This is a genomic window from Gordonia sp. NPDC003950 (assembly GCF_053605205.1).
Genome location: NZ_JBSGIT010000032.1, coordinates 1 through 26,904 on the forward strand (window position 1 = coordinate 1; position 26,904 = coordinate 26,904).

A 26,904-nucleotide genomic window follows, 5' to 3' on the forward strand; every position below is an offset into this window, starting at 1 on the left:
GTGATCGCGCTGGATCCCGACGGTGCTGCCGACCGTCGCGAGGAGGCCGCTGCTCGGGTTCAGAATGTGCGGGTTCGTCGGGACACCAACGGGCACTGCAGCATCTCGGTGTACGCACCGGGTGAGGTGGGTGCGCATCTGGCGGCGCGGATCGCACAGATGATCAGTGAGCGGATCTGCCCACGTGATCCACGTCGCCGCGGTCAGATGCAGGTCGCGGCATTCGCCGAAATCCAAGGACTACCCGGCGCGTACCTGTCGTGTGAATGCGGGCGGGGTGACTGCTCGCGGGCGATCCCGCTGCCGGAAGAACCCAGTGGCCTGACCGACCTCGACATCGATGTAGACGGCAACGCGACTGATCTGTCTGACGATGTCGAAACCGAGCGTGGTGAGGCTGACGAGATCACCGAACCCGAGACGACCGACGCTCCCCAGTCGGACGCTGACGTCGCCGACGACGACGCTGATTGTGCGGCAACGGATACCGTCGAGGCGCACCCCGACACCGACACCGTCGCCGACACCGGCGGCAGTGATTCGCAGTTGTCGCTGTCGTTGATCACCGATCCGTCCGGGCAGCGGGAAGCCCGGTTGGAATACTTCGGCGTGATTGACGAAGCTCACGCCCGAACGCTGATCAGTTCGGGACAGTTGGTCACCGTCACCGAGTTTCCCACCCTGGACATACCCACCATCGACACCGCCACCTCGCTGGATCGGATACCGGCGGCGTGGCGTCGTCTCGACGACCCGTTCCCCGCAACCCCGGTCGACCCGTCCGGGCACGGCGGCTATTTCCTCCCGCCGCCGGGTGCGTTGACGTATCGGATACCGGCGTGGTTGCGGGAGAAGATCATCGAGTTGGATGGCACCTGCCGGTATCCGCAGTGCGGTCGGCCGGCCGGTGACTGCCAGATCGATCACGTGGTGAAGTTCGTGCACCGCGATCCGATCACCGGTGGCTGGACGGTGGAGTTCAACCTGATGCCGTTGTGCTCGCCGGACCACCAGCGAAAACACATGGGATTGTTGCTGCCCACCATGCTCGCCGATCGGGCGGTCATCTGGCGCGACCCGGTCACCGGGGAAACCATCACCACCTATCCCCGGTAGGTCTGAGGCTTCGGTCTACCGTCGCGTCGTGCTGCGACTTCCCTACCCCTCCAACGTCTTCGTCATCCGACCGACTGCCTCTTCGTACTCGCTGACCATGTCAGCGATGAGCTCGGCGACCGGTGTGATGGCGTTGAGCCGTCCCACGATCTGACCCGCCGGCATCGCGACGACGCCGGGGTCGTCCGACGCCGAAATCCTTGCGTGCGCTTCGGAAACCAGGATGTTCTGCAGCGGCATGGGCAGCGGGTCGGGAGCGTTGTCGGCGTCCCACGCGTCGGTCCAGCGGGTCTTGAGCAGCCGGGCAGGCTTGCCGGAGTATATCCGTCGCCGCACCGTGTCACGCGAGGTCGCATCCAGCAGCGCCTGCTGCACCGTCGACGGACCCTCCTGACCCTCAGCCATACCGAGTTTGTACTCGGCGGCGGTCAGCCAGTAGGTGCCCATCCAGACACCCTGTGCGCCAAGGGCGATGGCCGCGGCGATCTGTCGGCCACTTCCCACTCCACCGGCGGCGAGGACCGGGGCGCGGTCGCCGACGGCGTCGACGAGTTCGGGCCACAGGATCATCGAGGTGACCTCGCCGGTATGCCCACCACCCTCGTAACCCTGGGCGATGACGATGTCGACACCTGCGTCGACATGATGCAGCGCATGGTCTTTCGCACCCGCGAGGGCAGCCACCAGCACACCATGATCATGGGACGTCTGGATCACGTCGGCCGGCGGTGAGCCCAAGGCGTTCGCGATGAGCTTGATCTGCCCGTACTTGTCGGCATGGGTCATCGCAACATCGACATGCGACCGGGCCACCGAATGCAGCCATCCGAGGACACCGGCATTGACTCGATCGCCGTCGGGCAGCGGTGGGACGCCGAGATCGTCGAGGGTGCGCTCGACGAAGGCGCGGTGCTCCGGCGGGATCATCGCGTCGAGATCCACATGGCTTCCCTCGGTGGGAATCTTGGCCGGCATCACCACGTCGACGCCAAACGGCTTGCCGTCGGTGTTCTCGTGCATCCACTCGAGGACCTCGTCGAGTTCGTCCGGATCGTTGAACCGCACGCAGCCCAGCACGCCGAGACCACCGGCCCGGCTGATCGCCGCCGCCACATGCTGACTGGGCGTGAAGCCGAAGATCGGATAGTCGATGCCGAAGCGTGTCGCCAGATCGGTTTTCATTTCGTGGTCTCCGCAACCGCCGCGCGGGCATCCTCGATGGTGGTGTCGGCAGGTCGGCCCTCGGCAACCGAGACCGCCCACCGGTAGTCGGGCTTACCCGCCGGTGACCGTTTGATCGCGTCGACGAACCAGACACTGCGTGGGGATTTGTAGCCGGCCAACTCTTTTCGGACGACGTCGGAGAGCTCGGTCACCGACGGTCGGGCATCGTCGCGGACCGCGATCACCGCCCCGACCCGCTGACCGAAGCGGGGGTCGGCCACGCCGACCACGACGGTGTCGAAGACGTCGGGATGCGCCTTCAGCGCCGCTTCCACTTCCTCGGGGAACACCTTCTCCCCGCCGGTGTTGATCGACACCGATCCGCGGCCGAGCATGGTGATGCTGCCGTCGGCCTCGACCTGCGCGAAGTCGCCGGGGATCGAGTAGCGAACCCCGTGGAACACCTTGAACGTCTTCGCCGACTTCTCCGGATCGTTGTGATAGCGCAGCGGGATGTGGCCGGTGCGCGCCAGCACACCGACCTCGCCGCTGCCGGGTTCCACGCGGGTGCCGTCCTCGCGCAACACGTGAGTCTGCTTGTCGGCGTTGACCCGTGGCGCCCCGACGTGCGATTGACCCTTGGCAACGACGCCCAGCCCACCGAATCCGGTCTCCGACGAACCAATGGCGTCGATGATGACGGCGTTCGGGAACTTGGCGAGGAACTGTTCCTTGACGCTCGGCGAGAACAGGCACGCCGAACTGGCCACCGACACCACCGTCGAGGTGTCGTGGTCACGCTGTTCGAGCGCCTCGATCATGGGGCGCCCCATGGCATCTCCGGTGATGAAGATGACGTTCACACCGTGCCGACCGACCGCCTCCCACACGGAGTGAGCGTCAAAGTCCGGGTACACCACAGCTTTTCCACCGCCGAAGAGCGCCTGGAAGACCGCCCACTGCGAACCGCCGTGGATGAAGGGCGGGATCGGGAACCGCACCAGCTGCCCGCCGGCGGCGCCGGTCTTGGCGTGTTCCCATTCGTCGGTGACCGGCTCACCGGTGTACCACTCGATGCCGCCGCCGAGTACCCGCCAGACGTCCTCCTGCCGCCACACCACGCCCTTCGGCTTCCCGGTGGTGCCGCCGGTGTAGAGCATGTACAGATCGTCGTTGGAGCGGTCCCCGAAGTCGCGCGCGGTCGACGATTCGGCAATCGCGTCCTCGTAGGCGATCGCCGGCGCCACCGCGTCCGCGCATGTCACGTCGACGTCGCTGCCATCCTCGATCACGATCCGATGTTCGACCGCCAGGTCTGCTCCGCCATAGTCGGCCCGATTCGATAACACGTTGCAGACGCGTGGCGAGTACTGCCGCTCATGGATGAGCACTTTCATCCCGGAGTCACTGAAGATGTGATCGAGTTCGGCCTCGACGTAGCGGTAGTTGACGTTGACCATCACCGCCCGGGCCTTGAAGATCGCGACCATCGCCTCGACGGATTCAATGGTGTTTCTGCTGTACAGCCCCACGGCGTCGCCCGGCGCGACGCCGAGTTCCTGAAGCTTGTGGGCCAGCGCGTTACTGCGCTCCTCGAGTTCGGCATAGGTACGGGCGCGGTCGCCGGACTCGAGTGCGGTGCGGTCGGGCATGAGGTCGACCGCATGCTCGATGAGGTCGCCGATGGTGAAAGCCATGAGTCAAAATTAGAACGTGTTACTGTTTCCGGCAAGAGAATCTTCCACATCGATCGATCTGGGGGTCGAGATGACCGCGTTGTCGCAGCCCGAGTCCGCCACCGACCACATCCCCCACTGCCTCGTCGAGCAGCGGGGGCATGTCCTCATCGTCACGATGAACCGGCCCGAGGCCCGCAACGCCCTTTCGTCGGAGATGATGGCGATCATGACCGAGGCCTGGGATCGGGTCGATTCCGATCCGGAGATCCGGGTGGCGATCCTGACCGGCGCGGGTGGCGCCTTCTGCGCGGGGATGGACCTCAAGGCCATGTCGCGCAACGCTCCTGGCGACACCGTCAAGTCCGGGTCGTGGGACCCCGCGTCGCTGCCCGCCCTCCTGAAGGGACGACGGCTGACCAAACCGCTGATCGCCGCTGTCGAGGGACCCGCCATCGCCGGTGGCACCGAGATCCTGCAGGGCACCGACATCCGGGTCGCCGGCGAGAGTGCAAAATTCGGTGTGTCCGAGGCCCGTTGGGGACTCTTCCCGCTCGGCGGGAGCGCGGTTCGGCTGGTCCGGCAGATCCCCTACACGGTCGCCTGCGACATCCTCCTCACCGGGCGCCACATCAGCGCCGCCGAGGCCAAGGAGTACGGACTGATCGGCCATGTCGTCCCCGACGGCACCGCGTTGGACAAAGCACTCGAACTCGCCGAGGCCGTCGCCGCCAACGGTCCGCTCGCCGTGCAGGCCATTCTGCGCACCATCCGAGAAACCGAAGGAATGCACGAACTCGATGCCTTCCAGGTCGAGGCACCGATCGGGATCTCGGTGTTCCAGAGCAAGGATGCCAAGGTCGGGCCCAAATCCTTTGCCACCAAACAGAAACCGGTGTTCACCGGCGAATAGGACACATCGTGGGCGACTCGGCCATCCGTGTCTGGACCGCGCTCTTCTCGCCGATCGGTGCCGCCGCACAGGCCACCGCACTGCGCGACGCGGGCGTGAGCGGCGTGTTCACCTTCGAGGGTCCGCACGACGTGTTCACCCCCTTGGTACTCGCCTCCCGGGTCGACGATGTCGATCTGATGACGAATGTCGCGATCGCATTCCCCCGCAACCCCATTCACGTCGCCCATCAGGCCAACGATCTGCAACTGTTGAGCGACGGACGTTTCCGCCTCGGTCTCGGCACCCAGATCCGGCCACAGATCGAGAAACGGTTCGGCGCCGACTTCGATCGTCCGGTCGGGCGGATGGTCGAGTTCGTCGCCGCACTCCACGCGATCTTCGACAGCTGGGAGACCGGCACCCGCCTCGACTTCGACGGCGACTTCTATCGTCACCGCCTGATGACGCCCACCTTCAGCCCGCCACCCAATCCGCACGGCAGGCCCCCGATCCTGGTCGGTGCCCTCGGCCCGCAACTGACCCGCGCGGTCGCGAGGCATTGCGACGGCCTGCTGATCATGCCGTTCACCAGCGACCGATTCGTCCGCGAATCAATCCTCCCCAGGGTCGCCGCCGGTCTCGCCGACGCCGGCCGCACCGCCGCCGGGTTCACCGTTCTCCCCGAGATCATCGTCGCAACCGGCCGAGACGAGAACGAGTACGACACCGCCGTTACCGCCGCCCGGCGCCTCCTGTCGTTCTACGGCTCCACCCCCGCCTACCGTCCGGTCCTCGACCTGCACGGGTACGGCGACCTGCAACCGGAACTCAATCGGCTCTCCAAGAGCGGCCGGTGGGACGAGATGCCCGAACTCATCGACGACGGCCTCCTCGATACGATCGTCGCCCGCGGAACACCCGCGCAGGTCGCCGAGCGGGTTCACGCGCGCGTCGACGGCATCGCCGACGAGGTGGCGCTCTACCAGCCCTTCCCCCTCGCCTCCGACACGCTCGGCGAGGTGCTCGACGCCCTGCCGGCACACTGACGTCGACCCCGGCGAGATTGACACTGCCATTGGGCGACGGCAGGGTCTAGGACATGCTCCGACGTCCCGTGAACAACGACTGGTCCGGCCAGCGGTTCCCGCACCCCACCAAGCGGCGGCCGATCATCGGCGAGCTCGGCGCGTCCGATCCGCGCAATCCGATCCTCAGCGTTCTCCAATGGGGCGCCAAACTCGGCCCGATCTTCGAACTGCAGGTCTTCCGCCAGAAGTTCGTGTTCGTCGCGTCGGCGGAGCTGACCTCGGAGCTGTGCGACGAGACTCGTTTCTGCAAGGCCCTACCGCCGGCCATCACCGCCCTGCGCCAGTACGCCGGCGACGGCCTGTTCACCGCCTTCAACGATGAGCCCAATTGGCAACTCGCCCACGAATTGCTGATGCCGGCCTTCACCAAAGCCGCGATGCGGTCGTATCACTCCACGATGACGGCCACGGCAGGCGAACTGTTCGACTACTGGGATCGTCGCGCCGTCGGCGCCGCGGATGCCGGCGTCACCACCGAACCGGGGGTCACCACCGATTCCGACGTCACTCAGGATATGACGAAGCTGACGATGGAGACGCTGACGCGCACCGCGTTCAGTCGGGACTTCGGGTCGTTCACCCCGTCGGAGCCGCATCCGTTTGTGGCCGCGATGATCCGCGCGCTCGAAACCGGGCGCCGCAAGGGCGGACTCGGCACCGCCCCTGGCGGCCGGTTCCTGACTCGCTATCTCGACCACCGCAACGCCGGGTACCAGGCCTACATCGACTCCCTGCTCGACAACGTGATCGCCGAGCGCGCCGACGACCACCGCCAGGACGACCTGCTCGGCATCATGCTCAACGTGGCCCACCCCGAGACCGGCGAGAAACTGTCGATGCTCAACATCCGGTATCAGATCCTCACCTTCCTCGTCGCCGGACACGAAACCACCTCCGGTGCACTGTCATTCACCCTGTACTACCTTTCACAGAACCCGGAGTGCCTGGCACGGGCACGGGTGGAGGCCGACGACATCCTCGGCGACGATCCCACCGCGATGCCGACCTTCGAGCAGGTCCCCAAGTTCCGCTACATCCGACGCTGCCTCGATGAGGCGTTGCGGATCTGGCCGACGGTGCCCGCCTTCGCCCGCAGCCCCCGCGTCGACACCGAGATCGCCGGCCGGTACCGGATGCGGCCGCAGGACTGGGCCGTCATCATGCTCGGTCTGGTACACCGCGACCCCGAGGTCTGGGACCGTCCGGATGTCTACGATCCGGACCGCTTCCTCGCCGAGAAGGTGAAGAAGCGACCCGCCCACAGCTACAAGCCGTTCGGAGCAGGCCTGCGGGCGTGCATCGGTCGCCAGTTCGCGCTGCACGAGGCGGTTCTGGTTCTGGCCGGGCTCCTGCATCGTTACGAGCTGGCCGCCGACCCGAGCTACCAGCTGGCTGTCGACGAGCGACTCACCATGGTGCCCAAGGACTTCCACCTGACCCTGACGAAGCGGACGATCCCGGCGACGACCGGCGCGACCACCGGGGTCTGACTCGACATCGCGCGGGTGCCGCGTCGGCGAACACGGACCGCGCGTGGGTGCGGCGTGGGGTGGGGTGCGGCCTGGGCGGGTGGCCACCGGCCATGCCTACACCAACCCCGCCACCTGCTCGATGGTCGCCACATCGCGGGCGGTCACCATCAGCATGCCGACGCCCGCGGCCTCCCACTGCTTGATCTGGTCACGCACCTCGTCGGCGGTTCCGGCGATCAACGTTTCGCGCACCATCTCGTCCGGCACGACGGCGATCGCCTCGGCCTTGCGCCCCGCCCGGAACAGCCTCCCGATCTCGTCGACGACGTCGCCGTAACCCATCCGCCGATACAGTTCGGCGTGAAAGTTCTTCTCCTTGGCGCCCATTCCGCCGACGTAGAGCGCCGTCGACGGCCGGTACCGATCGATGACCGACGCGACGTCGTCGGTGATCGCCATCTGCACGGTCGCCGCCACCTCGAAGTCCTCACGCGTATGACGCGCACCCGGCTGGGCGAATCCGTCGGCCAGCCATTCCTCGTACTGATCGGCCAGTGACAGGCTGTAGAAGATGGCCAGCCACCCGTCGGCGATCTCCGCGGTCTGCGCAACGTTCTTCGGCCCCTCGGCGCCGAGCCAGATGGGGATGTCGGCGCGCAACGGATGGGTGATCGGCTTGAGCGCCTTCCCCAGACCGGTCGCGCCGGGCGCATCGGCGGGATAGGGCAAGGGGTAGTGCGGACCGCCGCTGGTCACCGGCGCCTCCCGTCCGAGCACCGACCGCACGATCTCCACGTATTCCCTGGTGCGCGCCAACGGCTTTGCGAACGGCTGCCCGTACCAGCCCTCGACCACCTGCGGCCCGGACACCCCCAGTCCGATGATGTGGCGCCCTCCCGAGAGGTGATCCAGCGTCAGCGCCGCCATCGCCAAGGAGGTCGGCGGCCGGGCGGAGAGTTGGGCGACCGCGGTACCGAGCCGAACCCGTGACGTCGACGCACCCCACCACGCCAGTGGCGTGTAGGCATCCGATCCCCAGGACTCGGCGGTGAACACGGAGTCGAACCCGTTCTCCTCGGCCGCGGCGATGAGCGCGGGCGCGTGCGTGATCGGTTCCGCTCCCCAATAGCCCAGTTGTAACGACAGTTTCACGATGGTCGCCGTCCTCTCGTGGCACCGATCAGAAGCGCGATGACATGCGCCTTGTGCCCAATACTAGAACGTGTTCTACTCGATTGTGTGAGCAGCATCGCAACTGACACCCACGACGGCCCATCGAGTCCCGTCGCCACGGTTCCCGAACCGGAGACGACCATCCTCACCGCGCCGTTGACCAACACCTTCGGCTACACCCGGTCGCTCGGGCCGGTCCTGTCACAGTTCGCGCTCGGGTTGCGCGACGGCCGGATCGTCGGCTCGAAGAACTCCGACGGCACCGTGTCGGTCCCGCCGGTGGAATTCGACCCCTCCACCGGCAAGGCCACCACCGACCTCGTCGACGTCGCCGCCGTCGGCACCGTGACGACGTGGACGTGGAATCCGGTGCCCGCCGAACCGCAACCGTTCGACACCCCCTTCGCGTGGGCGCTGATCCGGCTCGACGGCGCCGACACCGCGCTGCTGCACGCCCTGCGCGTCGACTCCCCCGACGACCTGAGCACCGGCATGCGCGTGCACGCGGTGTGGCGTGCCGCGCGCACCGGCCGCATCGACGACATCAGCCACTTCGCACCGGGTGACACCCCGGCCGTCGCGGCGCCCAACACCTCCGACGACGACCTCCCCCACAACGGCAACGTGGTGATCACGACACCCATCACCACCGCCATCACGCATTCGGCCACCGAGGAGGAGACCTGGTATCTCCAGGGCCTGAAGGCGGGCAAGCTCTACGGCACCCGCATCGGCTCCGGGGTCGACGCCGGCCGTGTGTACTTCCCGCCGCGCAAGGTCAGCCCGTCCGACGGCGCACCGTCTGTCGAGCGAGTTGAGTTGTCCGACAAGGGCATCGTCACCACCTTCTGCATCGTCAACGTCCCGTTCCAGGGACAGCGGATCAAGCCGCCCTACGTCGCCGCCTATGTCCTGCTCGACGGCACCGACATCCCGTTCCTGCACCTGATCCTCGATTGCCCGGCCGACGAGGTCCGGATGGGTATGCGTGTCGAGGCGGTCTGGGTGCCCGAGGGCGAACGCGAACTGTCACTGGGCAGCATCAGTCACTTCCGGCCCACCGGGGAGCCCGACGCCGAGTACGAGTCGTATCGGGCATTCCTGTGACCCCGCACCACCTTTCGGACACGCACACCTCTCGATCTAGGAGCACCCTGTGACCCTCCCCCGGATAGCGATCGTCGGGTTCGCGCACAGCCCGAACGTCGTCGGGACGCACGGCACCACCAACGGCGTGGAGATGTTGATCCCGTGCTTCGCCAAGCTCTACGCCGAACTCGGCATCACCCGCACCGACATCGAGTTCTGGTGCAGTGGATCGTCGGATTACCTTGCCGGGCGCGCTTTCTCGTTCATCTCGGCGATCGACTCCATCGGTGCCATGCCGCCGATCAACGAGTCGCATGTGGAGATGGACGGCGCCTGGGCGCTGTATGAGGCGTGGGTCAAGATCGCCACCGGCGAGGTCGATCTGGCGCTGGCCTACGGCTTCGGCAAGGCCACCGCCGGCAACGCCGACCTCACCCTGGCCCTGCAGACCGACCCGTATACCGTTGCGCCGCTGTGGCCCGAGGCCCGATCGCTGGCCGCGCTGCAGGCCCGCGCCGGCATCGACGCCGGGACCTGGACCGAGGCCGACATGGCCGCCGTCGCCGCCCGCACCTCCGGCGCCTCCGTCGGCGAACTCCTCGCCGCCGAGTACGTCGCGAATCCGCTTCGCGCCCATGACATCGCGCCCTACACCGACGCCGCCGCCGCAGTGATCATCGCCTCCGAACGGCGGGCCCGGGAACTCGTCGCCAACCCGGCGTTCATCACCGGCTGGGATCACCGGATCGACACCCCCAACTTCGGCGCACGAGATCTCACCGTGTCACCGTCGACGACGCTCGCCGGTGACACCGCCTTCGGAAACCGCAGTCGCGCCGTCGACATCGCCGAGATCGGCGCGCCGTACACCCATCAGGAACTGATCGTGCGCAACGCGCTCGGTCTGCCCGATTCGGTCCGCATCAATCCGTCGGGCGGCACCCTGGCCGGCAACTCACTGTTCTCCGCCGGCCTGCAGCGTATCGGCTATGCCGCGCACGAGATCATCGGCGGCAACGTCGGAACGGCGGTTGCCCACGCGACGAGCGGTCCACTGCTGCAGCAGAACATGGTGGTCACCCTGGCATCCGACGCGAACTCAGGAGAATCGAACTGATGGCACACAACAATCGCGCGGCCGTCCTCGGGACGGGGCAGACCCGCTACGTCGCCAAACGTCACGATGTGACGATGGCCGGCATGTGCCGCGAGGCCATCGACGCCGCCCTCGCCGACGCCCAGGTGAGCATCGACGACATCGACGCCATCGTCATCGGCAAGGCCCCCGACCTCTTCGAGGGTTCGATGATGCCCGAACTCGCCATGGCCGAGGCCATCGGCGCCGTCGGCAAGCGGATGATCCGGGTGCACACCGCCGGCTCGGTCGGCGGTTCGACGGCCAATGTCGCCGCGTCACTGGTGTTCGCCGGGGTGCATCAGCGGGTGCTCGCCGTCGCCTGGGAGAAGCAGTCGGAATCGAATGCCATGTGGGCGTTGTCGATTCCGGTGCCCTTCACCAAGCCGGTGGGCGCAGGCGCCGGCGGATTCTTCGCCCCGCACGTGCGTGCCTACATCCGGCAGTCGGGAGCACCCGAACACATCGGTGCGATGGTGGCCGCCAAGGATCGCCGCAACGGTGCACTGAATCCGCTGGCGCATCTGCATCAGCCCGACATCACCGCCGAGAGCGTGATGGAATCGCAGATGCTGTGGGATCCGATCCGCTACGACGAGACCTGCCCATCGTCGGACGGTGCCTGTGCGGTGGTGATCGGCGCCGAGGACGTCGCAGATTCCGCTGTTGCCCAGGGTAATCCGGTCGCCTGGATTCACGCGACCGCGATGCGCACCGAGCCGTTGAGCTTCGCACACCGCAATGTGGTGAGTCCGCAGGCCGGTCGGGACGCCGCGGCGGCACTGTGGAAGGCCGGCGGCATCGACAACCCGATCGAGGAGATCGACGTCGCCGAGATCTACGTCCCCTTCTCCTGGTTCGAGCCGATGTGGTTGGAGAACCTGGGATTTGCCCCCGAGAACGAGGGCTGGAAACTCACCGAGGCACATGAGACGGAGATCGGCGGGCGCATCCCGCTCAACGCGTCCGGCGGCGTGCTGTCGTCGAATCCGATCGGTGCCTCCGGCATGATCCGCTTCGCCGAAGCCGCCATCCAGGTGATGGGCAAGGCCGGGGCCCATCAGGTCCCCGACGCCCGCAAGGCCCTCGGCCACGCGTATGGCGGTGGATCGCAGTACTTTTCGATGTGGCTGGTGGGCGCGGAGAAGCCGGTGCACTAGTCCCCTCGGCTCGGTTGATCGTCGTCGACGAGAAGTGGGGGAAGAACGTTCTTCCCCCACTTTCTCTGTCCTCCGCCGGGAACTCCCGAAGAGCGAGTCGATTCCTGGGGGAGGAACGTTCCTCCCCCGGAAATCGCGTCGTCGGCCAGAAACTGCCGGCCGACGAAACGAAAAGTGGGGGAAGAAGATTCTTCCCCCACTTTCAGCGGAACCGAGCCGAGCCAAACTCAGCCGTCCACCCCAAGCCTGTGAGAGGTACCGCTCAGGCCGGACGAACCGAGTTGATGGTCTTCTCGACCTCCCAGAAGGCCCGCAGCGCAGACAGTTTGCCGTCATCGCCGGCCCGGTAGGTGAACACCCCTCGTGCCTCGGAGATGTGACCGGCGATGTGCGTCACGATCTTTCCGATGTAGGCCACCTCGTTGCCACAGATGATCTCCTCGTCGAAGACGAACTCGATCTTCTCCGTCGTTCCGATCGACAGATCCCAGAACTCCGAGATCCGTTGATGCCCGGTGAATCCCACTCCCTCGGCGTCGAACATCGACGGTCCGACCGGGTCCTCGACCGTGGCGTCGGCGGCGAAGTTGTCCACCCAGGCCTGCTTGTCCCGGGTTTCGACGAACTCGCGTGACCGCTGTCCGGCGACGACCGCCGGGTGATTCTCCCGGTCGATGTTCAGGTACGCCGGGCCCTGCTGGGCCCCAACCTCTTTGGCTGTTGTCATGGAACGGCTGTCACTTCGTCCCGTAGTCGACCTGCAGTTCCTTGACACCGTTGATCCAGCCGTGCCGCAGCCGGCGGGGCACCTCGAGGCGGGTGATGTCGGGAACGAGATCGGCCAGCGCGTTGAACATCAGGTTGATCTCCATGCGTGCGAGGTTGGCGCCCACGCAGAAATGCGCTCCGTTGCCGCCGAATCCGACGTGCGGGTTGGGATCTCGCAGGATGTTGAACGAGTACGGGTCCTCGAAGACGTCCTCGTCGTAGTTGGCCGATCCGTAGAACAGGCCGACGCGCTCCCCTTCGGCGATGTCGACGCCACCGATCTGGGTGTCCCGCTTGGCGGTGCGCTGGAAGCAGTTCACCGGTGTCGCCCATCGGACGATCTCGTCGACGGCGGTGGCCGGACGATCCCGCTTGAACAGCTCCCACTGATCGGGATGTTCGAGGAAGGCGTTCATGCCGTGACTGATCGCGTTGCGGGTGGTCTCGTTGCCGGCGACGGTGAGCAGGATGAAGAAGAACCCGAACTCGGTCTCGTCGAGGCTCTGGCCGTCGATGTCGGCATTGACCAGCACCGAGACGATGTCGTCGACGGGATTGCGGCGACGCTCCTCGGCCATCGTGTAGCCGTAGCCGAGAATCTCGGCCGACGCCATCTGCGGATCCTCGGCGAAGTCGGGATCGTCGTAATTCATCATGTTGTTCGACCAGTCGAACAGCTTGACGCGGTCGGCCTCGGGCACGCCGAGCAGATCGGCGATCGCCAGCAGGGGGAGGTCGACGGCGACGTCGTGCACGAAGTCGCCGGTTCCCCGATCCGCGGCCTGCTTGACGATGGTCCGTGCCGCGTCGTCGAGCTTGTCCTCGAGGGCCTGGACCGCGCGCGGGGTGAAGGCCTTGGAGACCAGCTTGCGCAGCCGGGTGTGATCCGGCGGATCGTGGTTGATCAGCAGCGCCTTGGTGACGTCGAGTTGGTCCTGCGGCATGTCGTCGTCGAAGCGCATGATGACGCCGTTGCTCGCCGTGGACCAGTCGGCGTTGTTCTTGGAGATCTCGCGGATGTGCGCGTGCTTGGAGACCACCCAGTAGCCGCCGTCGTGGAAGCCACCCCCCTTGCCCGGCCGTTGCGCATTCCACCAGACCGGCGCCGTCTTGCGCAACGCCGCGAACTCCTGCAGCGGCAGCCCTTGTTCGAGCAGCTCAGGGTTGGTGAAATCCCATCCCTCCTGCTGCGTGAAGGCGAGGCTGTTCGCCCCCTCCGCAGATGAAGCGCCTGCTGACGATTCCTCTGCGGAAACGTTGACGGTCTTGACCACTGTCACACCACCTGTCGTTTCCTGCGTGAGATGAGATCCGGTTTCGGTCTCATGTGTGACCCACGGTACACACGTACACCGGCCAAGACGAGAACTCGTTCTACTTTTTTCTGGACGATCGCCCCAGACGAGCGTCCCTTTTGTGATTTGGGCGACCGTCCCAGTCCGTGATTACAGGACTGATGTCCAGGGATGATCGAGATATCGCCACCGGCGGCTTCCTCCGCATCCGCAGGACCTGGACTCAAACTGAAACATGTTCTAGTTTGGGCGGAGAAGTCGGTAACCTCGAAAGGACTTGACCATGGGCGTCCCGGTGATCGTCGAAGCGGTGCGGACACCGATCGGTAAGCGAGCCGGCTGGTTGTCGGGCCTGCATGCCGAGGAGTTACTCGGCCTCACCCAACGCGGCCTGCTCGAGCGGGCCGGGATCGACCCCGCCCTCGTCGAGCAGACCATCGGCGGATGTGTGACGCAGGCCGGCGCCCAGGCCGGGAACATCACCCGGAAGGCGTGGCTGTCGGCGGGCCTTCCCGAGCAGACCGGGGCGACGACCATCGATTGCCAGTGCGGGTCGGCGCAGCAGGCCAATCACCTCATCGCGGGCCTCATCGCCACCGGCACCATCGAGGTCGGTGTCGCCTGCGGGGTGGAGACGATGACGACGGTGCCCCTCGGCGCCAACGTCGGCACGTCGGCCGGCCCCTACCACGCCGATTCGTGGAACGTCGACATGCCCAACCAGTTCGAGGCGGCCGAGCGGATCGCCCGGCGACGCGGGATCACCCGGGACGACATCGATGCCCTCGGCCTGCGCAGTCAGCAGAATGCGCGGAAGGCCTGGGACGAAGGCCGCTTCAATCGAGAGGTGTTGAGCCTCAAGGCACCTGAACGTACCAAGGACGGCGAGTTCACCGGCAACGTTCTCGACGTGACGCGCGATCAGGGACTGCGCGACACCACACTGGAGACACTCGGCGCACTGAAGCCGGTGATCGACGGGGGAATCCACACCGCGGGAACGTCATCGCAGATCTCCGACGGTGCCGCGGCCATCCTGCTGATGGACGAGGCGAAGGCGCGGGACCTCGGCCTGACCCCGCGGGCCCGGCTTCGCGCGCAGGCGCTGGTCGGTGCGGAACCGCATTTCCATCTCGACGGTCCGGTGCAGGCGACCGAACGGGTGCTGGCCAAGGCCGGAATGTCGTTGTCCGACCTCGATCTCGTGGAGATCAACGAGGCGTTCGCATCGGTGGTGTTGAGTTGGGCACAGGTACACGGCGCCGACATGGACAAGGTGAACGTCAACGGCGGTGCCATCGCCCTCGGACATCCGGTGGGCAGCACCGGTTCTCGCCTGATCACGACGGCCCTGCACGAACTGGAACGGACCGACAAGCAGACAGCGCTGATCACCATGTGTGCCGGCGGCGCCATGGCGACCGGCACGATCCTCGAACGCATCTGATCCGTGGACGCCAACAACCGTCCCGACCAACTGGATTCGCCGGTCGTAGCGAAGCTGATCAAGGTGGGTTCGCGGTTCAACACCGCGATCTATCGGATCAGCGGTGGCCGGCTCGGCAACAAGTGGCGCATCGGTGCCGGTTTTCGCAAGCCGGTGTCGGTGTGCCTGTTGACGACCACGGGCCGCAAGTCCGGCAAGCCGCGTACCGCCCCACTCCTCTATCTGCGCCGCGGAAAGGATTTCGTCGTCGTGGCGTCCCAGGGCGGCCTGGCGAAGAATCCGGCGTGGTATCTGAATCTGCGGGACAACCCCGAGGTGACGATCGAGGTGGGACGCGATCGTCACGAACTCACCGCGCGGACCGCCGACGCCGCCGAGCGGGATGAGTTGTGGCCGCAGCTCGTGGAGCTGTATCCGGACTTCGACACCTACGATGCCTGGACGGAGCGGACCATTCCGGTGGTCATCTGCGAACCGCGCTGAGGTCCGCTCCCGTCCAACGAATGTCACCGCCGGAGCGGACCATTCCGGTGGTCATCTGCGAACCGCGCTGAGGGCGACCGGTCAAGCGAGCCCCGTCCGATGGTCGAGCCGGGCGAAGCGAAGCTGAGTCCGCGTCGAGACCTCCCACACCGGCGCTGGACAGCTCACCACCGCCAACCACACTCAGCGAGAACGCATCTCGCCGATCTCGGCCGGAACTGTCGTAGGCATCGCCCGGACCGCGGCACCGAGCCACCGGTCGAGCAGCTCGCGACGGCCGGTCTCGGAGCGCTTGTCGTCGCCGGGGTCGATGATGAGTGACTGCAGTGTGCGTAGCACGATTTCGACGATGAGTTCCTTGTCGGCGTCGGTGTAGCCGCGGCCGGCCCAGTCGACGTCCATCCGATCGACCATGGTGTGCGCGAACACTCGTGCGCCGCCGGAGGTGATCTCCCCGATCACCGGGAGACTCTGATGTCCGGGCCGCAGCAGGATGCCCATGTATCGGTCCTGCGCGACGGAGTCGAGGACGGCGAGCACACCTTCGATGATGGCGACGTCCGGTTCGGTGACGCCCGCCAGTCGGGCGGCGATTCCGTCGAGGAAGCCGCCGACGGCGTCGATGGCGGTCGCGGCGAGAAGGGCTTCGGTGCTGGGGAAGTAGCGGTACACGGTTTGCCGGGTGACGCCGAGCAGGCGTGCGACGTCGGCGAGTTTGGTCGCCTCGCCGCGTTCGTCGATGACCTCCCGCGTGGCCGAGAGGATCCGGGCCACGGCTTCGTCGTCGGTGGCCGGAGGGCGACCAGACCATCCATGTGTGCGCATCAGCGTCCCTCGTGTCCCGTCCGCCCCATGGATGCTCACCCTAGCGCGTCGGTCCTTGATCGGGTCTCGGATCTGTTGACCATACGGACTTGAATAGGTGTATGGTGAAGTGACTCACGACACATCATTTGGCGGATTTATGCACGGCTCGCGATCCGCGCCGGGAGGACAACCATGACCGCAGCCACCACCTGCCCCTTCGGTCCGGGCTTCGACTTCACCGATCCCGACCTGCTCGAGCGGGGCCTACCCCTCGACGAGTTCGCACAGCTACGTCGCACCGCCCCGGTGTGGTGGAACGCCCAGGCGCCGGGCACCGGCGGCGGATTCCATGACGGCGGCTTCTGGGTGGTGTCCAAGCATCAGCACGTCCGCGAGATCTCGAAGAACTCCGCGCTGTGGTCCACCAACGCCAACGGCGCGATCATCCGGCTACCCGAGTACGTCACGGCCGATCAGATCGAGTTCACCAAAGCCCTTCTCATCAACCATGATCCGCCGGAGCACACTCGTTTGCGCAAGATCATCTCGCGGATCTTCACGCCCAAGGCCGTCGGCGCGCTGGAAGAGCGACTGCACGACACCGCCCGCCGGGTCGTCGAGGAGGCCGCGGCACGCGATACCGGAAACTTCGTCGACGACATCGCGATCCACCTTCCGCTGCAGGCCATCCTGGACCTCATCGGGGTGCCGATCCCCGATCGCCCGCGGATCCACGAACTCGTCGACGCCATCATCAACTCCGACGATCCCGATCAGACCATCGAACCGACCGTCGCCAACGCCGAACTCCTCGGCTACGCCTATCAGATGGCCGAGGAACGCCGCAAGAATCCGGCCGAGGACATCGTCACCACCCTCGTGCAGGCCGACATCGACGGTGAGGCGCTCGACGAGATGGAGTTCGGGTTCTTCGTCATCCTGCTGATGACCGCCGGCAACGAGACCACCCGCAACGCGACGACGCACGGCATGAATGCCTTCCTCGACCACCCCGACGTCTGGAAGTTGTTCCGTGACAACCGGCCCCGGACGGCCGTCGACGAGATCCTACGCTGGTCGACCCCGGTCAACGCGTTCCAGCGCACCGCCCTGGCCGACACCGAACTCGGCGGGGTACCGATCGCCAAGGGCCAGCGCGTCGGCCTGTTCTATAGTTCCGCCAACTACGACGAGGACGTCTTCGACGATCCATTCACGTTCAACATCCTTCGAGATCCCAATCCGCACTTGGCCTTCGGTGGCAACGGTGCACACTTCTGCATCGGCGCGAACCTGGCCCGGCTGGAACTGAACCTGATCTTCGATGCGATCGCCGACGTTCTGCCGGACATCTCGCGCGTCGGCGAGATGCGTCGGGTCCGTTCGGGCTGGCTGAACGGGGTGAAGGAGCTACCGGTCCGCTACTCCGCCTGTCCGGTGGCGCACTGAGGCTCCGCGTAGGGAGGCCGACCGGGTACGCCATCCGACGGACCCGTCGGCACGCTCCGCTGGTGGACGTTCACGCGAAGTGATTGGATGTCGCCATGTTCGGGGTCCTGCAACCATGCCGCCACACACTCGACGATGAACTCGCCGACCTGTGGCGCGCACATCTGTGTGGATTGTGCCTGGAACTGCGCGATTCCCACGGGCAGGCCTCGCGGCTGACCACAAACACCGATGCGGTGATGATCTCGGTGCTCACGGCTGCGCAGCGCAGCGTCCCAGCCGAGCTGACCACCGCCGGACGATGCCCGCTGCGGGGGATGCGTCGTGCCGAAGTCATGGTCGGCGCGGAGCCGGGAATTCGATTGGCCGCCACCGCCTCCCTGACCCTGGCCGCGGGCAAGGCCGCCGACATCCCCGCCGAACAGACCCACGGCCTGGCACCACGCTCCCGCGTCCGCGCAGCCGCCGCCGGAGTCGCGACGCGGCGACTGCACCGTGCCGCCACCAGGTCCGCGTCGTCGTCGACGGACCTGTCCATCGACGACATGATGGCCACCCTGGCCCGCCAGGCCGACATCGAATCCACTTCCACCGACCTACACGAGATCCTGTCGCCCGCCACCCAGGTCTGCGCCGACGTCTTTGCCGCGACCGCCGACGCCGCCGGGGTTCCGGGCAATCGCGATCACCTCGCGGCGATCGGCGCCGATTTCGGTGCGATCGCCCATCTGCTGGACGCCGTCGACGACTACGACACCGACCTCACCGAGGGCGTCTTCAATCCGCTGCGCGCCACCGATACCGATGTCGCGTCGGCACTGGCCGACTGCCGACGACTGGCCAAGGCCATCCGCCGACGCTACGACCTGCTCCACCTCGACGATGACCGACTGCTGCGCGCGGTACTCCTCGACGGGCTACACCGTGCCATCTCCCGACGCTCACGTAGCCACGGGCTTGTTTCGCTGTGCCACAACCACTCCCCGGAGTCCGCCTACCCCAATCCCACCGGCTGGCCGCCGTTCCCGCCCCCGGACTATCCCGAATCATGGCCGTACCCACCACCTTTCCTGCCCAACCGCGGGTTTCTCGAGCGCCTCGGACCGTTCGTGTGGACCACCTGCTCGGGCCAGGCCTGCTGCACCGACCACTGGAATCACTGCAGCGACAAGTGGAAGAACGAGTGCTGCGACTGCGATGATTGTGATTGCGACTGCTGCGATTGCGACTGCTGCGATTGCCCCTGAGGACACGCGCTTGCGCTCTGGTGTCAGTGATCCGACGGCCACGCCCGTGACGACAGCAGCCGAAGCCCGTTCAGCGCCACAATGACAGTGGAACCCTCGTGACCGGCGACCCCGAGTGGTAGCGGCAGATGCCCTACGAGATCCCAGGTCACGAGCACCGCGATGAACGTCGACGCGATGACGAGGTTGGCGATGACGACCCGTCTCACGCGGCGCGCCAGCGAGAGCACCGCCGGTACGGCGGCCAGGTCGTCGCGGACGATCACCACGTCAGCGGTCGCCAGTGTGAGGTCGGCACCGATGCGGCCCATGGCGATTCCGACGTCGGCGGTCGCGAGGGCGGGCGCATCGTTGATGCCGTCGCCGACCACCGCGACCCGGACGGCGCCGTCCTCCCGCATCTTGTTGACCGCGTCGACCTTCTGTTCCGGCAGCATCTGCGCACCCACCCCGCGGATGCCGACCGAATCCGCAATATGCTGCGCCGCAGCGTGATTGTCACCGGTCAACAGGACCGGGATGGTGCCCGTCACCACCGTGATCGCACCGACGACGTCGCGTGCGCCGGACCGGAGCCGGTCATGCAGCCCGATCACGCCGATGACCTCGCCGCCGACACGGACACCGACACCGGTTCCACCGAGCTCATCGATCATGGAGCGGGGCACCATGATTCGTGGATCATCGGCGACCTTCTCGGCGGCGACAACCTCGATGATGCGGCCATCGAGGGTGGCGTGGACGCCGACGCCGGGCCGCGATCCGAAGTCGGTGACGTCGGCGACGGCGACTCCTTGCTCGCGTGCGGCGGCGACGATGGCCCGGCCAAGCGGGTGCTCGCTGTGTTGCTCCGCGGCGGCCGCCAACCCGAGAACCTCGGTAGCGCCGGCGCTTCCGATCGCGACGACGTCGGTGACGGTCGGCCGACCGGTGGTCAACGTCCCGGTTTTGTCCAGCGCGACCCGACCGATGTCGGCGAGTTTCTCCATGATCACCGCGGACTTCACCAGCACACCGCGGCGCCCGGCGGTCGCGATCGCCGAGAGCAGCGGAGGCATCGTGGCCAGCACCACCGCGCACGGCGACGCGACGATCATGAAGGTCATGGCGCGCAACAGGGTTGGCTGTAGGTCGGCACCGAACGCCAGCGGAATTCCGAAGAGCGCCAGGGTGGCGCCGACCACCACGACTGAGTACACGTGCTCGACCTTCTCGATGAACAGTTGGGCCGACGCCTTGGTGGCGCTCGCCTCTTCGGCCATCGCAACGATGCGTGCCACCACCGTCTGTCCGGGCGGGGTGTCGACGCGAGCCCGTAATGCCCCGGTGCCGTTGAGCGTTCCGGCGTAGACCGTCCCGCCACTGGTGGTGGCCACCGGGAGGGGTTCGCCGGTGATCGAGGACTGGTCGACGTCACTGGCCCCGTCGAGCACGGTGGCGTCAGCGGCGATGCGTTCTCCGGGGCGGATCGCGATCACGTCACCGACCCGCAACGCCGTGGCGTCGACGACGGTTTCCGCGCCGTCGGCGTCGATGCGGGTGGCCTGTTCGGGGGTGAGATCGAGGAGGCTGCGCACCGAATCCTCGGTGCGTCGCGTGGCGACGTCCTCCAACGCGCCGGAGGTGGCGAAGATGACGATGAGCAGGGCACCGTCGAAGATCTGCCCGATCGCGGCGGCCCCGATGGCGGCGACGATCATCAACAGGTCGACGTCGAGCGCACGCCCACGCAGCGCGAGCAAGCCCTCGAGTGCCGGTTCCCATCCCCCGGTCACGTAGCAGGCCAGGTAGAGCGCCCACATCAACCACGTCGGGCCGCCGGAGAGTTGCACGGCCAGGCCACCCAGAAACAGCATCGTCGCCGCCACGGCCCACCGCACCGAGGGCACCGCCCACAGCCCCGACCACCATCGACGACGCGGGACTCCACTGGAACGCGGCACCGACAACACGCACACATCACTCGACATATGCAGAAGACTACACATGTAGATATGTACATATATTGTGGATGTGGTTGACTCGATCCATGGGTCACGGAGTGCAGGGCAGATCGACGCCGAGCGCCTCGCTGGATGCCGCGTCGGCCGCCACCGTCGCCGAGACCCTGCAGGCGTTGGCCTCCCCCAATCGCCTACTGATCCTCACGCAGTTGCGGAACGAACCGTGCACCGTCACCGAACTGGCCGAGGCCGTCGGGATGGAACAACCCGCGGTCTCGCACCAGCTACGCCTGTTACGCGCACTCGGCCTTGTCGTCGGCACCCGAAACGGCCGCAGTGTCACCTACAGCCTCTACGACTCACACGTCGCGTCGCTCCTCGACGAAGCGGTGTACCACATCGAGCACCTGCGCCTCGGGGATCGCGGGCACGACACCGCGTAGTCCCCGGCACGCTTCCGTCGAGTGGGCGCTGTTCCCCGTCGAGTGGGCGCTGATTTCAGTCGAGTGGGCGCTGATTTCAGTCGAGTGGGCGCTGTTCCTCGTCTAGAGGGCACCCGCAGGCTCGTCGGATCAGCCTCTCAACGCACAGTCGACACGAAAGCACGCACACTCAACGCGAAACGGCGCACAGTCGACGGAAAAGGACGCCCACTCAACGCAACCGGGACGCTGCGCTCAGCCCACACCCCGCTCCGAGGCGTCCCAGAACCGTGCGCGCAGCGCCTTCTTGTCGGGCTTGCCGAGGGCGGTCAGCGGCAGCGATTCGGCGAAGATGACCTGTTTGGGTGATTGCACCGCACCCTTGCGCGCCTTCACCGACTCCTGGATCTCGGCGGTGATAGTCGCGCGTGCCGCATCGTCGGCGGCGGCGTCGGACCGCAGCACGACGACCGCGGTCACCGCCTCACCCCACTTCTCGTCGGGGACTCCGATGACACCGACCTGGGCGACCGAGGGGTGTTCGGCGACAACATCTTCCACCTCGCGCGGGAAGACGTTGAAACCGCCCGTGACGATCATGTCCTTGGTGCGGTCGACGATGTACCAGAAGCCGTCCTCGTCCTCACGGGCGACGTCGCCGGTGCGCAGCCAGCCGTCGCGGAAGGTGTCGGCGGTTTGTTCCGGCAGGCCCCAATAGCCTCCGGCGAGAAGCGGTCCCGAGACGCAGATCTCGCCGGGTTCACCCGGCGCGACCGGGGTATCGTCGGGGCCGAGCAGCGCGGTCCGCAGAAAGGCCGACGGCCGACCACAACTGGCGAGCCGACGCGGGTCCTCCCCCGGGCCCGGATGATCGTGCTTGCCGAGGTAGCTGATCACCATCGGCGCCTCGGACTGCCCGTAGTACTGCGCGAAGATGGGCCCGAATCGTTCGATCGCCTCGGCCAGCCGCACCGGATTGATCGCCGACGCACCGTAATACACGGTTTCCAGAGACGACAGGTCGCGGGTCTTCGAATCCGGATGATCGAGCAGTGCATACAGCATCGACGGCACCAGCATGGTTGCGGTGATCTTCTTCTCCTCGATGGTGCGCAGCACCTCCGCCGGATCGAACTTGGCCAGCACGATCATGGTGCCGCCCTTCATCAGCGTCGGCACGAAGAAGGCGGCGCCCGCATGTGACAACGGCGTGCACATGAGGAACCGGGGGCGTTCGGGCCACTCCCATTCGGCGAGCTGGATCTGCGTCATGGTGGCCATCGCCGACGCGGTACCGATGACGCCCTTGGGTTTTCCGGTGGTGCCACCGGTGTAGGTGATGGACACGATGTGATCCGGCGGCAGCGGTGCCGCGGTCAGCGGGCGCGGCGAGAACGTGTCGGCCTCGGCGATCACATCCCGGCCGTACGCCGACAACGCCTCCGGCACCGGACCGAGCGTCAGCACCTGCTTGAGACTGTCGACGCGTTCCACCAGCGCGGCGGCCCGTTCGACGAACATCGGCACCGGGTCGATGACGAGGGTGGTGACGCCGGCGTCGGAGAGGACGTAGGCGTGGTCGTCGAGCGACCCCAACGGATGCAGGGCGGTGCGTCGCCACCCTTGCGTCTGGCCGGCACCGATCACCAGCAGCACCTCGGGGCGGTTGAGCGCCAGCAACCCGACTGCCGACCCGGATCCGGCTCCCAGAGATTCGAAGGCCTGGACGTATCGGCTGACGGCGTCGGCCATCTCACCGCCGGTCAATTCGACGTCGCCGAGCTCGAGAACCTGGTGGTCGCGGTGCCGACGCAGGGCGGCGACCATCAGATCGCCGAGGTGCACTCCGGTGCGCAGTGGGTCGAAGTCGGTCGCTGAGCTGTCCACAGTCATGACCCCAAGACTAGGACGTGTTCCAGAAATGGGAAAGGGCAAGCCGCCACGAATTCCGTATGACGTGCATGAATACACCCCATGTAGCGTCAGATACACACTAGAACGTGTTACACATCCTACTTACCGGTAGCTCACTAGGATCGACGTCATGACAGATCTGGACCTGGCCACCACCCGCCGCGACATCACCGATGCCCTTCTGACCGCGCTCGAACGCCGCCACGAGGTCCTCGACACCATCGTCGAGGCCGACGATCACGACGAGGCGGTCGCCGCCCTCGCCACCCTGCTGGACAAGTCTCAGCTCGGCGCCGAGGCGATCCTCGACATGAAACTCGATCAGCTCACCAAGAGCGAGCGCCGCAAGAATCAGGCCGAACTCGACGACCTCAACAACGCGCTGACCTTCACCCTCGCCGAACGCCCGGCCAGCAGCGGCGACACCCTGGACCTGCGGCCGTTCGCCCTCGAACTCGACGCCGATCTCTTCGCCGTGCGCACCGAGGAACTCGGCGTCGCCGGCGACGGCTCGGGCGCCCCCGCGGGTGATCTCGACGACGAGCTGACCAAGGCCACCGACCGCGTCGAGAAGGAGGAGGCCGTCTGGCTGGTCGCCACCGAGGGCGACGCGAAGGTCGGCTTCGTCTTCGGCGAGCTCACCTCCGGCGAGGTGGATGTGCGTATCTGGATTCACCCGGAGCACCGCAAGCACGGCTACGGCACCGCGGCGCTGCGCAAGTCCCGCTCGGAGATGGCCGCCTACTTCCCGGGTGTCCCGATGGTGGTGCGCGCCCCGGGCGCCTGAACCCCGACTCTTGTCACGAACGCGGCTCGCCTTCGCGGGCCGCGTTCGTCGTCTCCGCGAGCAGTCAGTCCACCCGCCGCGGCACCCCGAAGCGGGCGACGATGGCCCGGATGCGCAGATCCTCGTCGACGACGAACGTCTCCGAGACGGGCGCCGCAAGCCCCGCGACCTTCGGTCGCACATGCACGAAGTAGCGCGTGGTGACGCTGTGCCCGTCGACGGTGGCCTCGAATCCGCTGATCCTCATGATCACCCGGAACTGGGGCCCGCGTTCCAGACTCTTCGCGATGTGCGGACCGTTGCGGCCGGTCTTGATCCCGAACTCGACGCGGGTGCAGTCCGGGTGCAGGGACACCCCGGATGCGTCGTGCGACACCAGCGCGTCGACGTAGGCTTTGGCGGCCGCGACCCGTGACTGTTCGACGGACTCGGTCATTGATCCCCAGATCTGTTGTGGCCGGACGTAACTCGGTGATGCTACCTGCGTCGTCAGCGCGCCCTGCCGGTCAGCGCGCGCCGTACACCGGCATCGGCACCGGTGCCTTGTCCAGGATCTCGGCGATCACCGGCCCCAGTTCCGACGGCGACCACCGATCCCCCTTGTCGCGTTCGACGCTACGCTGCCAGCCGTCGGTGACCGAGATCTTGCCGCCCTCGACCTCGAATACGCGGCCGGTCACCGACCCGGATTCGGGCGAGGCCAGCCACAGCACGAGCGGCGAGATGTTGGCCGGGTCCATCGCGTCGAAGGAGCCGTCGGCCGGCGCCGCCATCTGCGCGGCCATCTCCTCGCCCGCCCCGAGCGTCATCTGGGTGCGCGCCGCCGGCGCGATCGCGTTGACCGTCACCCCGTACCCGCCCATCTCGGCGGCCGCCTGGACGGTGAGCGCGGCGATACCCGCCTTGGCCGCAACGTAATTGCCCTGCCCGACCGACCCGAACAAACCCGCACCGGACGAGGTGTTGACGACCCGCGCGGCGCGCGGCGCACCCGACTTCGATTGCGCCCGCCAGTATTCCGCGGCGTGACGCAGCATGACGAAGTGCCCCTTGAGATGCACGCGGATCACCGCGTCCCACTCGTCCTCGGACATCGACACCAGCATCCGGTCGCGCACGAAACCGGCGTTGTTGACCAGGATGTCGAGCGCACCGAACTCGTCGACGGCCGTCGCGACGATGCCTGCCGCGGTCTCCCAGTCGGCCACATCACCCGGTGCCGCCACCGCAGACCCGCCGGCCGCCCGGATCTCTGCGACGACGGCCTCGGCGGCCTCGGGCACGAAGTCGTTGACGACGACTTTCGCCCCGTCGGCGGCGAACGCCAGCGCGTGCGCCCGGCCGATCCCCTGGCCGGCCCCGGTCACCACGACCACCCGTCCGGCGTTCAATCCCGCATCACCCACGATTGTTCCCTTTCGATGACATCCGGAAAGTCTTGAAGCTCGAGCATGTTTCGCGCGAGGTATGAGTGCCGACGACCCTCAGCCGTCGTTACCCGCGGTGGACGCGGCCAGGAACGCCGGCCGCTCGCCGCCGCCGTGCACCGTGAGGGTGGAGCCGGTGATGTAAGCAGCCAACGGCGACAACAGAAATGCGGCCGCGGTCCCGACGTCGGCGGGCCGGGCCATCCGGCCCATCGGGATGGTGCGCCCGACCGCGGCGACACCGTCGTCGTCGCCGTAATGCAGGTGTGCCTGTTCGGTTTCCACCGGACCGGCGACGACCGAGTTGACGCGCACCCGCGGTGCCCATTCGACGGCGAGCGATCCGGTCAGGTTGTCCAGGCCCGCCTTGGCCGCCCCGTAGGCGGAGGTTCCCGGCGACGGACGGTGCCCGCTCACACTCGAGATGTTCACGATGGCACCGCCGCCCTCCTGCGTACGCATGACCGCATGCGCGGCACGCGCGACGATCAGCGGCGCGACGAGGTTGAGTTCGATGATCTTGGTGGCGAATCGTGGCGACGCGTCGGCGGCGAGAGCGAACGGCGACCCACCCGCGTTGTTGACGACGCCGTCGACGCGACCGTGCTCGGCGACGATCCCGGCGAGCGTGTCGGCCACCGCATCCTCGTCGCGCACGTCGCAGGCGGCGAAACCGGCACCGGCCACCGCGTCGAGGGCGTCGTTGCGATGCCGGGCGCATGCCACCGGGATCGCCCCGAATTCGGCCAGGACCCGCACGATGCCCAGGCCCACGCCGCGCACACCGCCGGTGACCAGGACGACCTTGCCGGTCAGCCCCAGATCGAATCCGCTGCTCGCACGCACCGTCGCCGTCATGGGTGCTACCCTACCAAACAACCAAGCACTTGCTTGGTTGGATCTCCAGATCGTTCTGGTGACCCAAGTCCGCTCTGCCGAGAGGAGCA

General features: G+C 66.8%; 24 protein-coding genes. 13 read left to right on the plus strand and 11 right to left on the minus strand.

Going from position 1 to position 26,904, the window contains the following annotated elements:
- On the plus strand, positions 1-1,116 hold a 1,116-nt coding region (locus tag ACWETB_RS21645; RefSeq protein WP_452213575.1), incomplete at its 5' end, for an HNH endonuclease signature motif containing protein.
- Between the two features lie 42 nt (positions 1,117-1,158).
- Here ACWETB_RS21645 and ACWETB_RS21650 read toward each other — a convergent pair.
- Together ACWETB_RS21650 and ACWETB_RS21655 are read right to left on the minus strand one after the other, a co-directional pair.
- The gene (locus ACWETB_RS21650) at positions 1,159-2,298 is read right to left on the minus strand and encodes an NAD(P)H-dependent flavin oxidoreductase (RefSeq protein ID WP_348806600.1); all 1,140 of its coding nucleotides are present in this window, start codon (positions 2,296-2,298) and stop codon (positions 1,159-1,161) included.
- Entirely contained in the window at positions 2,295-3,977 is a 1,683-nt protein-coding gene (locus tag ACWETB_RS21655) for an acyl-CoA synthetase (protein WP_452213577.1), read from the minus strand. Before ACWETB_RS21655 ends, ACWETB_RS21650 begins: the two co-directional genes overlap by 4 nt.
- Positions 3,978-4,047: 70 nt before the next feature.
- On the opposite strand from ACWETB_RS21655, the gene ACWETB_RS21660 reads away from it, so the two are divergent.
- From ACWETB_RS21660 to ACWETB_RS21670, 3 genes are read left to right on the plus strand one after another with little or no spacing between them, the layout of a single operon-like run.
- The gene (locus tag ACWETB_RS21660; protein ID WP_348810086.1) at positions 4,048-4,869 is read left to right on the plus strand and encodes a crotonase/enoyl-CoA hydratase family protein; all 822 of its coding nucleotides are present in this window, start codon (positions 4,048-4,050) and stop codon (positions 4,867-4,869) included.
- Between the two features lie 23 nt (positions 4,870-4,892).
- Positions 4,893-5,897, plus strand: a complete 1,005-nt coding sequence (locus ACWETB_RS21665; RefSeq protein ID WP_449741884.1) for a TIGR03617 family F420-dependent LLM class oxidoreductase — start codon at positions 4,893-4,895, stop codon at positions 5,895-5,897.
- Between the two features lie 53 nt (positions 5,898-5,950).
- On the plus strand, positions 5,951-7,429 hold the full coding sequence (locus tag ACWETB_RS21670) for a cytochrome P450 (RefSeq protein WP_452213580.1): 1,479 nt from the start codon (positions 5,951-5,953) through the stop codon (positions 7,427-7,429).
- A gap of 96 nt (positions 7,430-7,525) precedes the next feature.
- Here the strand turns inward: ACWETB_RS21670 and ACWETB_RS21675 are convergent, their stop codons facing one another.
- Positions 7,526-8,563: an LLM class F420-dependent oxidoreductase gene (locus tag ACWETB_RS21675; protein ID WP_452213581.1), complete on the minus strand. Its 1,038-nt coding sequence runs from the start codon at positions 8,561-8,563 to the stop codon at positions 7,526-7,528.
- 87 nt (positions 8,564-8,650) lie between these two features.
- Here ACWETB_RS21675 and ACWETB_RS21680 point away from each other — a divergent pair, with 87 nt between their 5' ends.
- Genes ACWETB_RS21680 through ACWETB_RS21690 form a run of 3 tightly spaced genes read left to right on the plus strand, consistent with a single transcriptional unit; the run spans position 8,651 to position 11,968 of the window.
- On the plus strand, positions 8,651-9,691 hold the full coding sequence (locus tag ACWETB_RS21680; RefSeq protein WP_348806595.1) for a Zn-ribbon domain-containing OB-fold protein: 1,041 nt from the start codon (positions 8,651-8,653) through the stop codon (positions 9,689-9,691).
- Between the two features lie 49 nt (positions 9,692-9,740).
- Positions 9,741-10,790 carry a thiolase domain-containing protein gene (locus tag ACWETB_RS21685; protein WP_348806594.1) on the plus strand — a complete coding sequence of 350 codons (1,050 nt, stop codon included), beginning with the start codon at positions 9,741-9,743 and terminating at the stop codon, positions 10,788-10,790.
- The gene (locus tag ACWETB_RS21690; protein WP_348806593.1) at positions 10,790-11,968 is read left to right on the plus strand and encodes a thiolase domain-containing protein; all 1,179 of its coding nucleotides are present in this window, start codon (positions 10,790-10,792) and stop codon (positions 11,966-11,968) included. The genes ACWETB_RS21685 and ACWETB_RS21690 overlap by 1 nt, the downstream gene beginning before the upstream one ends.
- A gap of 262 nt (positions 11,969-12,230) precedes the next feature.
- Here ACWETB_RS21690 and ACWETB_RS21695 read toward each other — a convergent pair whose 3' ends face one another.
- Together ACWETB_RS21695 and ACWETB_RS21700 are read right to left on the minus strand one after the other, a co-directional pair.
- Complete coding sequence (locus tag ACWETB_RS21695; protein ID WP_348806592.1) at positions 12,231-12,695, minus strand: nuclear transport factor 2 family protein; 465 nt, start codon at positions 12,693-12,695, stop codon at positions 12,231-12,233.
- 10 nt (positions 12,696-12,705) lie between these two features.
- Positions 12,706-13,893, minus strand: a complete 1,188-nt coding sequence (locus ACWETB_RS21700) for a cytochrome P450 (RefSeq protein WP_452213629.1) — start codon at positions 13,891-13,893, stop codon at positions 12,706-12,708.
- 421 nt (positions 13,894-14,314) lie between these two features.
- On the opposite strand from ACWETB_RS21700, the gene ACWETB_RS21705 reads away from it, so the two are divergent.
- Positions 14,315-15,478, plus strand: a complete 1,164-nt coding sequence (locus ACWETB_RS21705; protein ID WP_452213583.1) for a steroid 3-ketoacyl-CoA thiolase — start codon at positions 14,315-14,317, stop codon at positions 15,476-15,478.
- Positions 15,479-15,481: 3 nt separating this feature from the next.
- Entirely contained in the window at positions 15,482-15,961 is a 480-nt protein-coding gene (locus ACWETB_RS21710; protein ID WP_348806589.1) for a nitroreductase family deazaflavin-dependent oxidoreductase, read from the plus strand.
- A gap of 183 nt (positions 15,962-16,144) precedes the next feature.
- Here ACWETB_RS21710 and ACWETB_RS21715 read toward each other — a convergent pair whose 3' ends face one another.
- On the minus strand, positions 16,145-16,786 hold the full coding sequence (locus ACWETB_RS21715) for a TetR/AcrR family transcriptional regulator (RefSeq protein ID WP_452213585.1): 642 nt from the start codon (positions 16,784-16,786) through the stop codon (positions 16,145-16,147).
- Between the two features lie 174 nt (positions 16,787-16,960).
- On the opposite strand from ACWETB_RS21715, the gene ACWETB_RS21720 reads away from it, so the two are divergent.
- Both ACWETB_RS21720 and ACWETB_RS21725 read left to right on the plus strand, forming a co-directional pair.
- Positions 16,961-18,217, plus strand: coding sequence for a cytochrome P450 (locus ACWETB_RS21720; protein WP_348806587.1), 1,257 nt, complete (start codon positions 16,961-16,963; stop codon positions 18,215-18,217).
- Positions 18,218-18,312: 95 nt separating this feature from the next.
- Positions 18,313-19,464 carry a DUF5685 family protein gene (locus tag ACWETB_RS21725; RefSeq protein WP_452213587.1) on the plus strand — a complete coding sequence of 384 codons (1,152 nt, stop codon included), beginning with the start codon at positions 18,313-18,315 and terminating at the stop codon, positions 19,462-19,464.
- Positions 19,465-19,487: 23 nt separating this feature from the next.
- On the opposite strand, the gene ACWETB_RS21730 is transcribed toward ACWETB_RS21725, so the two are convergent.
- The gene (locus ACWETB_RS21730; protein WP_348806585.1) at positions 19,488-21,434 is read right to left on the minus strand and encodes a heavy metal translocating P-type ATPase; all 1,947 of its coding nucleotides are present in this window, start codon (positions 21,432-21,434) and stop codon (positions 19,488-19,490) included.
- Between the two features lie 59 nt (positions 21,435-21,493).
- Here ACWETB_RS21730 and ACWETB_RS21735 point away from each other — a divergent pair, with 59 nt between their 5' ends.
- Entirely contained in the window at positions 21,494-21,850 is a 357-nt protein-coding gene (locus ACWETB_RS21735; protein ID WP_348806584.1) for an ArsR/SmtB family transcription factor, read from the plus strand.
- A 234-nt stretch (positions 21,851-22,084) separates the two neighbouring features.
- Here the strand turns inward: ACWETB_RS21735 and fadD8 are convergent, their stop codons facing one another.
- Positions 22,085-23,722: a fatty-acid--CoA ligase FadD8 gene (fadD8, locus tag ACWETB_RS21740; RefSeq protein WP_452213590.1), complete on the minus strand. Its 1,638-nt coding sequence runs from the start codon at positions 23,720-23,722 to the stop codon at positions 22,085-22,087.
- 151 nt (positions 23,723-23,873) lie between these two features.
- Between fadD8 and ACWETB_RS21745 the strand changes: the two genes are divergently transcribed.
- A complete protein-coding gene (locus ACWETB_RS21745) occupies positions 23,874-24,530 on the plus strand; it encodes a GNAT family N-acetyltransferase (RefSeq protein WP_348806582.1) in 657 nt (218 codons plus the stop codon).
- Between the two features lie 64 nt (positions 24,531-24,594).
- Here the strand turns inward: ACWETB_RS21745 and ACWETB_RS21750 are convergent, their stop codons facing one another.
- From ACWETB_RS21750 to ACWETB_RS21760, 3 genes are all read right to left on the minus strand, one after another.
- Positions 24,595-24,966: a hypothetical protein gene (locus tag ACWETB_RS21750; protein WP_348806581.1), complete on the minus strand. Its 372-nt coding sequence runs from the start codon at positions 24,964-24,966 to the stop codon at positions 24,595-24,597.
- Positions 24,967-25,036: 70 nt separating this feature from the next.
- Complete coding sequence (locus ACWETB_RS21755) at positions 25,037-25,936, minus strand: SDR family oxidoreductase (RefSeq protein WP_348806580.1); 900 nt, start codon at positions 25,934-25,936, stop codon at positions 25,037-25,039.
- 78 nt (positions 25,937-26,014) lie between these two features.
- Entirely contained in the window at positions 26,015-26,815 is an 801-nt protein-coding gene (locus ACWETB_RS21760) for an SDR family oxidoreductase (RefSeq protein ID WP_348806579.1), read from the minus strand.
- Positions 26,816-26,904 lie beyond the last annotated feature (89 nt).

Coding starts and splice junctions, on each gene's coding strand:
- ACWETB_RS21745 (WP_348806582.1), top strand. CDS start 23,874: ATGACAGATCTGGACCTGGCCACCACCCGCCGCGACATCACCGATGCC.
- ACWETB_RS21725 (WP_452213587.1), top strand. CDS start 18,313: ATGTTCGGGGTCCTGCAACCATGCCGCCACACACTCGACGATGAACTC.
- ACWETB_RS21715 (WP_452213585.1), bottom strand. CDS start 16,786: ATGCGCACACATGGATGGTCTGGTCGCCCTCCGGCCACCGACGACGAA.
- ACWETB_RS21750 (WP_348806581.1), bottom strand. CDS start 24,966: ATGACCGAGTCCGTCGAACAGTCACGGGTCGCGGCCGCCAAAGCCTAC.
- ACWETB_RS21730 (WP_348806585.1), bottom strand. CDS start 21,434: ATGTCGAGTGATGTGTGCGTGTTGTCGGTGCCGCGTTCCAGTGGAGTC.
- ACWETB_RS21660 (WP_348810086.1), top strand. CDS start 4,048: ATGACCGCGTTGTCGCAGCCCGAGTCCGCCACCGACCACATCCCCCAC.
- ACWETB_RS21650 (WP_348806600.1), bottom strand. CDS start 2,298: ATGAAAACCGATCTGGCGACACGCTTCGGCATCGACTATCCGATCTTC.
- ACWETB_RS21670 (WP_452213580.1), top strand. CDS start 5,951: ATGCTCCGACGTCCCGTGAACAACGACTGGTCCGGCCAGCGGTTCCCG.
- ACWETB_RS21695 (WP_348806592.1), bottom strand. CDS start 12,695: ATGACAACAGCCAAAGAGGTTGGGGCCCAGCAGGGCCCGGCGTACCTG.
- ACWETB_RS21655 (WP_452213577.1), bottom strand. CDS start 3,977: ATGGCTTTCACCATCGGCGACCTCATCGAGCATGCGGTCGACCTCATG.
- ACWETB_RS21735 (WP_348806584.1), top strand. CDS start 21,494: ATGGGTCACGGAGTGCAGGGCAGATCGACGCCGAGCGCCTCGCTGGAT.
- fadD8 (WP_452213590.1), bottom strand. CDS start 23,722: ATGACTGTGGACAGCTCAGCGACCGACTTCGACCCACTGCGCACCGGA.
- ACWETB_RS21705 (WP_452213583.1), top strand. CDS start 14,315: ATGGGCGTCCCGGTGATCGTCGAAGCGGTGCGGACACCGATCGGTAAG.
- ACWETB_RS21720 (WP_348806587.1), top strand. CDS start 16,961: ATGACCGCAGCCACCACCTGCCCCTTCGGTCCGGGCTTCGACTTCACC.
- ACWETB_RS21760 (WP_348806579.1), bottom strand. CDS start 26,815: ATGACGGCGACGGTGCGTGCGAGCAGCGGATTCGATCTGGGGCTGACC.
- ACWETB_RS21690 (WP_348806593.1), top strand. CDS start 10,790: ATGGCACACAACAATCGCGCGGCCGTCCTCGGGACGGGGCAGACCCGC.